Origin of the sequence: Pseudomonas machongensis (assembly GCF_034961125.1) — a bacterium.
GTDB classification, from domain to species: Bacteria; Pseudomonadota; Gammaproteobacteria; order Pseudomonadales; family Pseudomonadaceae; genus Aquipseudomonas; species Aquipseudomonas machongensis.
Genome location: NZ_JAYFUI010000049.1, coordinates 1 through 12,704 on the forward strand (window position 1 = coordinate 1; position 12,704 = coordinate 12,704).

A 12,704-nucleotide genomic window follows, 5' to 3' on the forward strand; every position below is an offset into this window, starting at 1 on the left:
GAGCGTGAACGGGTACTGGGGCTACCACCTATCGAAACAACCAGCATTGCAGCGCTTCCTTCAATTCGGTTCCGGGGTGTGGCCCGTGTGAATGACTCCGACATTAGCAGCTCGCCACATATATCTAGAAATCATATTTTTTCATTTGTTTATTCGTTATGGAGATATAGCTTTTCACCCTGAAGCGCGCCCTCTCATTCGCTTCACGGGCAAGCCTGCCCGCACGAAGAGCAGGCATAAAAAAGGGCCGTCGAAACGGCCCGAAATCCCTGCTATGGCTAAGAGCAATGCAACGAGGATTCAACGATTGGGTTGCGGGGTGAGGCGCAGATAGGGTTTGACTGCCCGATAACCTTTCGGGAAGCGCTGCTTGATCTCGTCCTCATCCTTCAGCGAAGGCACGATCACTACCTCGTCGCCGTCCTGCCAGTTACCCGGGGTGGCGACCTTGTAGTTGTCGGTCAGCTGCAACGAATCGATCACCCGCAGGATCTCGTTGAAGTTGCGCCCGGTGCTGGCTGGATAGGTGATGGTCAGGCGTACCTTCTTGTTCGGGTCGATCACGAACAGCGAGCGTACGGTAAGCGTGTCGTTGGCGTTGGGGTGGATCAGGTCGTACAGGTCGGACACCTTGCGATCGGCATCGGCGATGATCGGGAAGTTGACCACGGTGTTCTGGGTCTCGTTGATGTCATCGATCCACTTGTGGTGCGAGTCGACCGGGTCCACCGACAGTGCGATAGCCTTGACGCCGCGCTTGGCGAACTCATCCTTGAGCTTGGCGGTCAGGCCCAGTTCGGTGGTGCACACCGGGGTGAAGTCGGCCGGGTGGGAGAACAGCACGCCCCAGCTGTTGCCCAGCCACTCATGGAAACGGATCTTGCCGGCGCTGGAATCCTGTTCGAAGTCGGGGGCGATGTCGCCGAGTTTGAGGCTCATGGAAGCGGCTCCTGTGCTGTGTCTGGCCTTGTGGGATTCAATGTGCCTGCTTCCGATTAAAAACAAAAAGAATAAATACTGATTTATTTATAACCGGAAAGAATACTGATTCGCAGGCACAAAAAAGCCTCGCACCCGGCGAGGCTCTTTCGTTGCAACTACGACTTACATGAAGTTGTAAGTGTAGTTGAAGATCAGACGAGTCTGATCGGCATCGTTGATGCTCTCGCCGCCGCCACGGTAGGTACCGTGACGCAGGCTGACGCCCAGGCCCTTGAGGGTGCCTTCCTGCAGCACGTAGTCGATACGCGCGTCGCGTTCCCACTCGCTGTAGGTGCCGCTGGTGCGGGCGTTCTTGATGTCATCACCACGCAGGTAGGCCACGGATGCCTTCAGGCCCGGTACGCCCAGACGTGCGAAGTCATAGGAGTACTGACCGAAGGTGGTGTTCTCGCCAGCACGGGCGAACTGGTTGATCATGCTGTCGGTGAACAGGTAGAAGCTCGAGCCACCGTTGCCTTCCAGCGGCGAGGTGCTGCCGTCCTTGCGCACGTTACCCTGGTTCAGCCAGACGAAACCGCCGTCGTCGCCAACCTGTTGGTGACCCAGCATGATTGCGTGGCCGCCGAGGGTGTAGGTGAACATCGCGGACCAGGTCTTGTTGTCGACCTCGCCTGCGTTCTTGGCGTAGCCACCGTTGTTGCTGAACTGGTAGCCGGCTTCGCCGTTCTTGCCGTCGCTGCTGCTCTTGAACCAGCGCAGGTCGGTCTTGAACGACTGATCGTTGGCGATCTGGTAGACGTGGGTCAGACCCAGGAAGTGCTGCTTGTAGAAGTCTTCCAGGTTCGAGTAGTAGTACTGCAGGGTCAGGTCTTTGGTGACCTTCCAGTCGCCGCCGGCGAACTGGAACTTGTTGCTGTCACGGTAGCCGCCAGCAACGGACAGGCCGGTGCGGTTGCTCGAGGCCCGGCCCATGGCGTGGGTCAGCTGACCCGCGTTGAGGGTGACGTTGTCGATTTCCTTCGACTGGACGGTACCGCCCTCGAAGGTTTGTGGCAGCAGGCGACCGTCGTTGGAGACCAGGATCGGCAGGTTTGGCGCCAGGGCGCTGCCGTAGTGGACTTCGGTCTTGGAGAAGCGTGCCTTGGCGTTACCACCGATGCGAGCCCACTGGCTCACGGCAGAGCCGTCGCTGTCGCTTGGGAAGAAGTTGTTGTTATCCGGGTGACGGCCACGGCCGCCATCGAGGTGGATACCCCAGAGAGCTTGAACGTCGACACCGAAACCGACAGTGCCTTGAGTAAAGCCGGAGAGGTAGTCGAGCTTGAAACCTTGGGCGGTTTCGCGCTGGTCACCGTTACGACCCTGAGCGTTCGTGCGAACTTCATGGTCGTCGTTGTTGAAGTACATGGTGCGCGAGCTGATGGATACTTTGCTGTCTTCGATGAAGCCAGCGGCGCCCGCTTGTTGGGCGAGAACCCCCAGTGCCACGGCCAGAGCCAGGCTAGACTTGTACATGCTTTGCTCCTCTACGTTCTAATTTTTGTACTCTCAAGGCGGAGGGATCTGCTGCCCCCCTCGCCACGGGTAAGCGATTTAGCACCAAAGTGTGACTGGTAAGTCAATCGTTACCAGAAATTTCACGACTTTGGTCTAATGCACCTGCGCTACAGGATAATGACAATCCTATAAATCCAAAATGACCGTTTTATGAAATCGTCAGATTTTTCCGGAATAACTACGGAACCTTAAGCGTCATTTGGTGTATGCACGTCCTTCGCTCATAGCTTCCGGTTATCTGCAGCCCTTTGCCAGAGGGCGCTCCGTGAAAAGTTGTGAAAGCGTAGTCTTTCACAAAAATTTCACAACCCTTCCTCTGACGGCGCCGATTTCTAAGCGTTTTGTCTCCTAAGCTAATTCTGAAAAGTTATTTATTTTGTCATTCTTAGATCATTTAGTCTTCGCGTCATTCATCACCCGATGCCTGACGAGAGGTTCGATCATGATCCCCCACGCCCCCCTGCGCCTGTTCGCCGCGCTGACCCTGGCCAGCGCCAGCTGGTTCGCCCAGGCCGCCGACCTGACCGTGGCCTACCAGACCACCGTGGACCCGGCCAAGGTGGCCCAGGCCGATGGCAGCTACGAAAAAGCCAGCCACGCCAGCATCGACTGGCGCAAATTCGACAACGGTGCCGACATCATCGCCGCCGTCGCCTCCGGCGACGTGCAGATCGGCTACCTGGGCTCCAGCCCGCTGGCTGCCGCGACCACCCGCAAGGTGCCGGTGGAAACCTTCCTCATCGCCACCCAGATCGGTGCCGGTGAAGCACTGGTCGCCCGCGACAGCATCAAGAGTCCACAGGACCTGATCGGCAAGAAAGTCGCCGTGCCCTTCGTCTCCACCGGGCATTACAGCCTGCTGGCGGCACTCAAGAGCTGGAACATCGACCCGGCCAAGGTACAGATCCTCAACCTCGCGCCACCGGCGATCATCGCCGCCTGGAAACGCGGCGACATCGACGCCACCTACGTCTGGGACCCAGCGCTGGGCGTGGCCAAGGAAAACGGCAAGGTGCTGATCACTTCTGGCGAACTGGCAAAGAAAGGCGCCCCGACCTTCGATGCCTGGATCGTGCGCAAGGACTTCGCCGAGAAGCACCCGGAGATCGTCAAGTCGTTCGCCAAGGTCACCCTTGACGCCTACGCCGACTACCGCAAGGACCCGAAAGCCTGGTTGGCCAATCCAGACAACGTGAACAAGCTCGCCAAGCTGTCCGGCGCCAAGACCGGCGATATCCCGGGCCTGCTGGAGGGCAACGTCTACCCGTTGGCCGCCGACCAGACCGCGGCACTGGGCGCGCCGACCACCCAGGCACTGACCGACACCGCGACCTTCCTCAAGGAACAGGGCAAGGTCGAGGCGGTGCTGCCGGATTACTCGCCGTACGTAACGGCCAAGTTCCTGCCCAACTGAAGCACCCGCCCAACCGATCGAACCCAGGGGCGCCCTGCGCCCCGAACCGGAGCCCATCATGGCCTTGCTCGAGCTGGAGCGCATCAGCGCACAGTACCCCGGCGCCACCACCCCGGTGCTGGATGACATCAACCTGACGCTGGGGCCACGCCAACTGCTGGTCGCCCTCGGGCCCTCCGGCAGCGGCAAGACCTCGCTGCTCAATCTCATCGCCGGCTTCGTCGCCCCCAGCGGCGGGCGCATCACCCTTGACGGTGCGCCCGTGCAAGGCCCAGGCGCCGACCGCGGCGTGGTGTTTCAGGATGACGCCCTGCTGCCCTGGCAGGACGTGCTCGGCAATGTCGCTTTCGGCCTGGAGCTGGCCGGCGTACCTCGCGCACAGCGTGAAGCCAAGGCGCGTGAGATGCTGGCACTGGTCGATCTGGCCGGGTTCGGCGACCGGCGCATCTGGCAGCTTTCAGGCGGACAGAAGCAACGCGTGGGCCTGGCCCGCGCCCTGGCTGCCGACCCACGCGTACTGTTGATGGACGAACCCTTCGGCGCCCTCGATGCCTTCACCCGCGAGCAGATGCAAGAGTTGCTGCTGCAGGTCTGGCAGCGCACCGCAAAGCCGGTGTTCCTGATCACCCACGACATCGAGGAAGCCGTGTTCCTGGCCAGCGAACTGGTGTTGCTGGCACCGAATCCGGGGCGCGTGGTCGAGCGTCTGCAACTGGACTTCGGCCAGCGCTATGCCGCGGGCGAACCGGCTCGGGCGATCAAGTCCGATCCACGTTTCATCGAAACCCGCGAGCATGTGCTGTCGCGAGTCTTTTCCCAACGTGCCGCCCGCCGCGAGGAGTCCGCATGAGCAGCCTGGACCTGCCGGTCGCCGGCAAAACCGACACCCACACCGCATCGGCGATCAAAACCCGTCGCCCACTGCCAACCCGCTGGATCAGCGCCCTGACCCTGGGCAGCCTGCTGCTGGCCTGGTGGCTGGTGACCGCTGCCGGCTGGGTCGAGCCACTGTTTCTACCCGCCCCCGGCGACATCCTGGCCAAGGCCTGGGTGCTGCTGACCCAAGGCTATATGGACGCCAGCCTCTGGCAGCACCTGGGCGCGAGCCTGGGCCGTATTGGCGTGGCGTTGCTGGCGGCAACCCTGACCGCGATTCCGGTCGGCATCGCCATCGGCTACAACCGCGTGGCCCGCGGCATCCTCGATCCACTGATCGAGTTCTACCGGCCGATCCCGCCACTGGCCTACCTGCCGCTGATCGTGATCTGGTGCGGGATCGGCGAGTTGTCGAAGGTGCTGCTGATCTACCTGGCGATCTTCGCCCCGATCGCCATCGCCACCGCCACCGGCGTGCGCACCGTCGACCCGGCCAAGCTGCGCGCCGCGCAGTCGCTGGGAGCGAGCAAGGTACAACTGATTCGCCATGTGATCCTGCCCAGTGCCTTGCCCGACATCCTCACCGGCATTCGCATCGGCCTCGGGGTCGGCTGGTCGACCCTGGTCGCCGCCGAACTGATCGCCGCTACCAGCGGCCTGGGCTTCATGGTCCAGTCAGCCGCGCAGTTCCTGGTCACCGATGTGGTGGTGCTGGGCATCTTGCTGATCGCGCTGATCGCCTTTGCCCTGGAGATGGGCCTGCGTGCCCTGCAGCGCCGCCTCGTGCCTTGGCATGGACAAAGTCACTGACCTTTCCGGCCTCATCGCGGGCAAGCCCGCTCCTACAAGTTCACAGAGCTGCCTGTAGGAGCGGGCTTGCCCCGCGATAAGACCCGCAACGACACCGCCAACCGCCCCCATTCGAGACCGACATGAGCCTGACCATCACCCCCCTCAGCCCGGCCCTCGGCGCGCAGATCAGCGGCGTCGACCTGTCACGCGACATCACCGATGCACAGCGCGACGCCATCGAGCAGGCGCTGCTCGAGCACCAGGTGCTGTTTTTCCGCGAACAATCGATCGACCCCGCCCAGCAAGCCCGCTTCGCTGCGCGCTTCGGCGACCTGCACATCCATCCGATCTATCCCAACGTGCCGGAAACCCCGCAGGTGCTGATTCTCGACACCGCAGTCACCGACGTGCGCGATAACGCGATCTGGCACACCGACGTTACCTTCCTGCCGACCCCGGCACTGGGCGCGGTGCTCAGCGCCAAGCAACTGCCCGCCTACGGCGGTGACACCTTGTGGGCCAGCGGCATCGCTGCGTTCGAAGCCTTGTCGGCGCCCCTGCGCACCCTGCTCGACGGCCTCACGGCCACCCACGACTTCACCAAGTCGTTCCCGCTCGAGCGCTTCGGCACCACTGCCCAGGACCTGGAGCGCTGGGAAGCCACCCGCCGCAACAACCCACCGCTGTCGCACCCGGTGGTGCGCACCCATCCGGTGAGCGGGCGCAAGGCGTTGTTCGTCAACGAAGGGTTCACCACGCGGATCAACGAGCTTGCCGACCACGAGAGCGAGGCGCTGCTCAAGCTGCTGTTCGCCCATGCCACACGGCCGGAATTCAGCATTCGCTGGCGTTGGCAGGAGAATGACGTAGCGTTCTGGGACAACCGCGTGACCCAGCATTACGCGGTGGACGACTACCGGCCGCAGCGGCGCGTGATGCACCGGGCGACGATTCTCGGCGACGCGCCGTTCTGAAACCATTCGCGAGCAAGTCGGAGCGGCGGTTCGGCGCTCCGACTTGCCCGCGAATGAAAGCGCCGCGCGTTACCTGACCAGGTGCAGGAACTGCATGTGCCGCTCGTACTGGTCGAGGATGTCGTTGATGATCTGCTCCTTGCTGTAGCCGACCAGATCATAGTTCTGGCTGCCTTCGGCCAGGTGCACCTCGGCGCGGTAGTAGCGGCGGTTCTTCAGCTCCTGCGTACCCAGCCCACCCACCGCGAACGACGGGGTGAAGTAGCCACGCATCTGCACCTGGTAGATGAACGGCTGCTCCTCGCCGTGGCCGATCTTCAGGCTGACGTTGTCATGGCTCGGGTCGTCCTGGGTGATCAGCGCCAGGCCCTTCTGCTCGAACACCTCGGTCACGTCGGCAATCGCCGGGCGCACCACGTCATCCATGAAGCGATACACCTCGTCGCGTGATGGGAAGTGCACGGCCTGGCTCAAACGCTGGCGCCAGCCACCGCGTCCGCGGCGGGACTGGGCGAACGGTGCCAGCGAATGCATCTGCGCGATCTGCCGCTGGCTTTCCAGATAGAACGCCTTGTGCAGGCCCCACATCATGCACAGCAAGATCAGCGAGAACGGCAGCGACGTCAGCACCACCGCCGACTTCAGCGAATCGATGCTGCCAGCGAACAGCAAGCCGCTGGTGACCAGCGCCGTCATCGCCCCCCAGAAGATCCGCAGCCAGTTCGGCCCGTCCTCGTCGGCGTCGCCGCCTTTGGCAGAAAGCGTCGACAGCACCACGGTGCCGGAATCGGCGGAGGTGACGAAGAACACGAAGCTGATGAACACCGTGATGGCAATCACCGTCTTGCTCCATGGATAGGTCTCCAGCAGCAGGTACAGGCTCATCGACGGGTTGTCCAACGCCGACTGCCCCAGCGCGGTCATGCCGTGGTTGATCACCTGATCCAGCGCGCTGTTGCCGAAGATCGACATCCACGCGAGGGTGAAGCCCAGCGGGATCAGCAGCACGCCGAAGACGAATTCGCGGATGGTGCGGCCACGCGAGATGCGCGCGATGAACAGCCCGACGAAGGGCGACCAGGCGATCCACCAGGCCCAGTAGAACACCGTCCAGCCACCTAGCCAGTCGCGGTTCTCGCCGTAGGCATAGACGTCGAAACTCTTGCGCGGCAGGGCGCCGAGGTAGTCACCAAGGTTCTGGATCAGGGTGTTGAACAGGTGCTGCGTGGGCCCGGCGAAGAGCACGAACAACAGCAGCGCGCAGGCCAGGAACAGGTTGATGTCGCTCATCACCCGCACGCCCTTCTCCACCCCGGCAACTGCAACGGCCACCGCCGCACCCATCATCAGGGCGATCAGCAGCACCTGCACCCACTGGCTGTGGTCGATGCCGAACAGGTAGTCGAGGCCGGCGTTAAGGTGCAGCACGCCGAAGCCCATGTCCGCGCCCAGGCCGAACACCGTGGCGATGATGCCGAAGCCGTCCACTGCGTAACCAATCGGCCCGTTGATGCGCTTGCCGATCAGCGGGTACAGCGCCGAGCGCAATGCCAATGGCAGGTTGTGACGGTAGGCGAAATACGCCAGGGCCATGCCGACGAAGGCGAACACGCCCCAACCATGCAGGCCCCAGTGCAGGAACAGGATCTGCATCGCCTGGCGCCCGGCCTCGGCCGTGCCCGCCTCGCCCTGGGGTGGCTGGAGCATGTGGGTCAGGGGCTCGGAGACGCAGAAGAAGAACAGTGTGATGCTGATGCCGGCAGCGAACAGCATGCCGGCCCAGGACAGGTAGCTGAACTCGGGCTCGTCATGGTCGGCGCCGAGCTTGATCTTGCCGTAGCCGGACACCGCGGTGACCACCACGAACACCAGGTACAGGGTCATGGCCAGCATGTAGTACCAGCCGACCGTGTTGGCCGCCCAGTTCTGTGCAGCCAGCAACCAGTCGCCCGCCGCTTGCGGGTTGGCGATGACCACCAGGCCGAAGATGAGGATGAAACTTGCCGCGAAGTAGAACACCGGGGGGTTCATGCGGATCTTGCCATTGGCAAGGGAAGGCGTCGGTGCACTCATGAAACGGGCACCTCTACAGCAGTGAAAAGGCTCGGATTGAACGGGTTCAGCAAAGGGAATCCTCCTGTTGAACACCGGCAGCGGACCAGCGTTTTAATTTGAACAAGCGTTCAAGTTAAACATGGATCGGATTTCAATGCGACCTGTGGCCGCTGGCGGGCGACCAATTGACCTTTGCTCTTTGCCAGCAGTTCCGGCCCCTATCGCGGGACAAGCCCGCTCCACTCTGTGGGAGCGGACTTGTCCCGCGATAGGGCCGGCCGGGCCTACCTCACTGTTTGTCCTGGCAATCGAGTTGCAGGTTCGCCTGGGTGATGTTGCTCTCGGCCGGCACGCTGCGCGTCAGCCAGACATTGCCGCCAATGGTCGAACCCTTGCCGATGGTGATGCGCCCCAGAATGGTCGCACCGGCATAGATGACCACGTCATCCTCGACGATCGGGTGGCGCGCCAGGCCCTTGTGCAAGGTGCCCGACTCGTCCGACGAGAAGCGTTTGGCACCAAGGGTCACCGCTTGATAGATGCGCACGCGCTCGCCGATGATCGCCGTCTCGCCGATCACCACGCCTGTGCCGTGGTCGATGAAGAAACTCTGGCCGATCTGTGCGCCGGGGTGAATGTCGATGCCGGTGGCCGAATGCGCCAGCTCCGAGCTGATTCGCGCCAGCAGCGGCAGCCCCGCCTGGTAGAGGTGATGCGCCAGGCGATGGTGGATGATCGCCAGGATGCCGGGATAGCACAGCAACACCTCGTCCACGCTACGCGCCGCAGGGTCGCCGTGGTAGGCCGCCAGCACGTCGGTGTCGAGCAATACACGCAACCCCGGCAGCGCTTTGGCAAAGCCTTGGATCAGACCCAGTGCGTGGGCATCGACGTCCTTGGGCTCAACCTCGGTATTGCCGTGCCGCGCGGCGTAGCGCAGTTCCAGGCGCGCCTGGTCGAGCAGTGCGGTCAGCGCCGCATCCAGGGTGTGGCCGACATAGAAATCCTCGCCCTCCTCACGCAGATCCACAGGCCCCAGCCGCATGGGAAACAGCGCTCCACATAATTGCTCGAGGATCTCGCGCATCGCCTCGCGCGAGGGCAGTTCGCGCCCGCCCTGCTTGTTGCTGCAACGGCCATTGCGACTGCGCCACTGGTCACGGGCCTGGCGCAGTTCGCTGACGATGCCCGGCAATTGCCAATGGCCGGTCGATGGATGTTCGCTCACGGTGTTCTCCTGGCTTGCGACGGTGTCGGTAAGTAGAGCCGCCACTTGTAGGAATTACTCTACGGCAAATTCTTCCCTTGGAAAAAACAACGCTTTATTCCATCCTGCACTAAGTCGGGCATAAGCAGCGATGACGGGGACCCGGTTCACGGCTACCCTCAGAACTGCGCTTCAGGGACGAAATAACAGAAAGGAATAATAGATAATTTTTTATTATTTCCTGAGCTATACAGCCCACCCTATAGTCGCCACCCACTACTTAAAACAAAGCGCGGGGACAGCCATGACCAAATTCACCAAACCACTTCTCAATGCCAGCCTGGCCATCCTGCTGGGCACCGGCCTGTTCAGTCACGCCTTTGCGGGTGAGCAGCTCAAGACCATCCAGGAAAAAGGCGTGATCAACGTCGGCCTGGAAGGCACCTACCCACCCTTCAGCTTCGTCGACGAAAACGGCAAGCTGACCGGTTTCGAAGTGGAACTCTCCGAACTGCTGGCCAAGGAGCTGGGCGTCAAGGCCAAGGTCCAGCCAACCAAGTGGGACGGCATCCTCGCCGCGCTGGAATCCAAGCGCCTGGACGTGGTGATCAACCAGGTCACCATCTCCGAAGAGCGCAAGAAGAAGTATGACTTCTCCGAGCCCTACACCATCTCCGGCATCCAGGCGCTGATCCTGAAGAAGAAGGCCGAGCAGCTGAACATCAAGACCGCGCAGGACCTGGCGGGCAAGAAGGTCGGCGTGGGCCTGGGCACCAACTACGAGCAATGGGTCAAGCAGGACGTACCCAAAGCCGACGTGCGTACCTATGAAGACGATCCGAGCAAGTTCGCCGACCTGCGCAACGGCCGTATCGACGCCATCCTGATCGACCGCCTGGCCGCCCTGGAATACGCACAGAAGGCCAAGGACACTCAACTTGCCGGCGAAGCCTTCTCGCGCCTGGAAAGCGGCGTGGCCCTGCGCAAGGGCGAACCTGAGCTGCTCGCGGCAGTGAACAAGGCGCTGGACAAGCTCAAGGCTGACGGCAGCCTGACCAAGCTGTCCGAGAAATACTTCGGTGCTGACGTCACCAAATGATCTCTGAAAGCCTGCAACTCGTTAGCGACTCTACGCCCTTCCTGCTCAAGGGCGCGGGTTACACGGTACTACTCAGTGTCGGCGGCATGTTCTTCGGCCTGGTGCTGGGCTTCGCCCTGGCACTGATGCGCCTGTCGAAGATCCTGCCGCTGGACTGGCTGGCGCGGATCTACGTGTCGTTCTTCCGCGGCACGCCGCTGCTGGTGCAACTGTTCGTGATCTACTTCGGCATGCCGCAGATCGGCATCGAACTCGATCCGATCCCCGCCTCGCTGATCGGCCTGTCGCTGAACATGGCGGCATACATCTGCGAAATCCTGCGCGCGGCGATCTCCTCGATCGACCGTGGCCAGTGGGAAGCCGCAGCCAGCATCGGCATGACCCGTACCCAGGCCATGCGCCGGGCGATCCTGCCCCAGGCCATGCGTACCGCCTTGCCGCCGCTGGGCAACAGCTTCATCTCCCTGGTCAAGGATACCGCCCTGGCGGCGACCATCCAGGTGCCAGAGCTGTTCCGCCAGGCACAGTTGATCACCGCACGGACCTTCGAAGTCTTCACCATGTACCTGGCCGTGGCCGTCATCTACTGGATTCTCTGCAGTATCCTGGCGCACTTCCAGAACCGCATGGAAGCGCGGGTCAACCAGCATGACCAGGAGCACTGAAGATGATCGTAGTAGAAGGCCTGACCAAGCAGTTCAAGGGCCAGACCGTGCTCAAGGGCATCGACCTGACAGTCGAGGCCGGTGAAGTCGTCGCCATCATCGGCCCCAGCGGCTCGGGCAAGACCACCTTCCTGCGCTGCCTGAACCTGCTGGAAACACCCGATGCCGGAAAAATCCGCATCGGCGATATCGACATCGACGCCGACCGCCCGCTCAGCAGCCAGCAAAGTGCGATCCGCCGCCTGCGCCAGCAGGCCGGGTTCGTGTTCCAGAACTTCAACCTGTTCCCGCACCGCACCGCCCTGGAGAACGTCATCGAAGGGCCGGTGATCGTCAAGAAGACCCCGCGCGACCAGGCCCTGGAGCTGGGCCGCAAGCTGCTCGCCAAGGTCGGCCTGGCCGGCAAGGAAGACGCCTATCCACGGCGCCTTTCCGGCGGCCAGCAGCAGCGCGTGGCAATCGCCCGTGCCTTGGCGATGGAGCCTGAAGTGATCCTCTTCGACGAACCGACCTCCGCGCTCGACCCCGAGCTGGTCGGCGAAGTGCTGGCGACCATCCGCGGCCTGGCCGAAGAGAAGCGCACCATGATCATCGTCACCCACGAGATGAGCTTTGCACGTGATGTGGCGAATCGGGTGATCTTCTTCGACAAGGGCGTGATCGTCGAACAGGGCGAGGCCAAGGCGCTGTTCGCCAATCCGAAGGAAGAACGCACCCGGCAGTTCCTGCGCAAGTTCCTCGGGACCACTGCTTCGCAAGACTGAAAAGCTCGGCTGGATCTTCGCGGGCAAGTCCCGCTTCCACAGGAGCCGCACCGGTGATGAAGCCTGTGCGGTTCTCTGTGGGAGATTCTATGGTTCTCAGCAAGCCAGTTTCGCCCCTTTGGTGACGTATTCGTCCTGATTTTTCATCAGGGCGAATGCCACCCGCGCGAGCTTTCTTGCCAGGATTACCAGAGCTTGGGTCGTTGCTTTACCCGTGCTCAGATGCTGTTCATAAAGTCCCTTCCAAGCGGCAGATCTGCTGGCAGCCATCGCAGCGTTATGCAATAAGCGACGAATTTCTGAGCAACCTCGCTTGGTAAGGCGGCGGCGTCCATTCTTCTGTCCGGAATCATTAACTC

The 12,704-nt window shown here is 62.0% G+C and carries 12 protein-coding genes; 7 read left to right on the forward strand and 5 right to left on the reverse strand.

Annotated features, from left to right (window positions below; all coding sequences use genetic code 11):
- Positions 1 to 300: 300 nt before the first annotated feature.
- Complete coding sequence (locus VA602_RS03350; protein WP_054891663.1) at positions 301 to 939, reverse strand: peroxiredoxin; 639 nt, start codon at positions 937 to 939, stop codon at positions 301 to 303.
- A 165-nt stretch (positions 940 to 1,104) separates the two neighbouring features.
- The gene (locus VA602_RS03355; protein ID WP_323452463.1) at positions 1,105 to 2,457 is read right to left on the reverse strand and encodes an OprD family porin; all 1,353 of its coding nucleotides are present in this window, start codon (positions 2,455 to 2,457) and stop codon (positions 1,105 to 1,107) included.
- Positions 2,458 to 2,941: 484 nt separating this feature from the next.
- On the opposite strand from VA602_RS03355, the gene tauA reads away from it, so the two are divergent.
- The 4 genes from tauA to tauD all read left to right on the forward strand — a co-directional run bounded on the left by tauA (position 2,942) and on the right by tauD (position 6,555).
- Complete coding sequence (tauA, locus tag VA602_RS03360) at positions 2,942 to 3,913, forward strand: taurine ABC transporter substrate-binding protein (protein ID WP_054891661.1); 972 nt, start codon at positions 2,942 to 2,944, stop codon at positions 3,911 to 3,913.
- Positions 3,914 to 3,971: 58 nt separating this feature from the next.
- A complete protein-coding gene (tauB, locus tag VA602_RS03365; protein WP_054891660.1) occupies positions 3,972 to 4,763 on the forward strand; it encodes a taurine ABC transporter ATP-binding subunit in 792 nt (263 codons plus the stop codon).
- Entirely contained in the window at positions 4,760 to 5,599 is an 840-nt protein-coding gene (tauC, locus tag VA602_RS03370) for a taurine ABC transporter permease TauC (RefSeq protein WP_323452464.1), read from the forward strand. The genes tauB and tauC overlap by 4 nt, the downstream gene beginning before the upstream one ends.
- A gap of 122 nt (positions 5,600 to 5,721) precedes the next feature.
- A complete protein-coding gene (gene tauD, locus VA602_RS03375; RefSeq protein WP_054891658.1) occupies positions 5,722 to 6,555 on the forward strand; it encodes a taurine dioxygenase in 834 nt (277 codons plus the stop codon).
- A 69-nt stretch (positions 6,556 to 6,624) separates the two neighbouring features.
- Here the strand turns inward: tauD and betT are convergent, their stop codons facing one another.
- A complete protein-coding gene (betT, locus tag VA602_RS03380; protein WP_323452470.1) occupies positions 6,625 to 8,586 on the reverse strand; it encodes a choline transporter BetT in 1,962 nt (653 codons plus the stop codon).
- Between the two features lie 313 nt (positions 8,587 to 8,899).
- Complete coding sequence (gene epsC / locus VA602_RS03385; RefSeq protein WP_323452465.1) at positions 8,900 to 9,838, reverse strand: serine O-acetyltransferase EpsC; 939 nt, start codon at positions 9,836 to 9,838, stop codon at positions 8,900 to 8,902.
- Positions 9,839 to 10,121: 283 nt separating this feature from the next.
- Between epsC and tcyJ the strand changes: the two genes are divergently transcribed.
- The 3 genes from tcyJ to tcyN are packed head-to-tail and all read left to right on the forward strand — an operon-like array spanning position 10,122 to position 12,345.
- Entirely contained in the window at positions 10,122 to 10,916 is a 795-nt protein-coding gene (tcyJ, locus tag VA602_RS03390) for a cystine ABC transporter substrate-binding protein (protein WP_323452466.1), read from the forward strand.
- A complete protein-coding gene (gene tcyL / locus VA602_RS03395) occupies positions 10,913 to 11,581 on the forward strand; it encodes a cystine ABC transporter permease (protein WP_323452467.1) in 669 nt (222 codons plus the stop codon). Before tcyJ ends, tcyL begins: the two co-directional genes overlap by 4 nt.
- A gap of 2 nt (positions 11,582 to 11,583) precedes the next feature.
- On the forward strand, positions 11,584 to 12,345 hold the full coding sequence (tcyN, locus tag VA602_RS03400) for an L-cystine ABC transporter ATP-binding protein TcyN (protein ID WP_323452468.1): 762 nt from the start codon (positions 11,584 to 11,586) through the stop codon (positions 12,343 to 12,345).
- A gap of 96 nt (positions 12,346 to 12,441) precedes the next feature.
- Here tcyN and VA602_RS03405 read toward each other — a convergent pair.
- On the reverse strand, positions 12,442 to 12,704 hold a 263-nt coding region (locus VA602_RS03405; RefSeq protein WP_323452469.1), incomplete at its 5' end, for a transposase.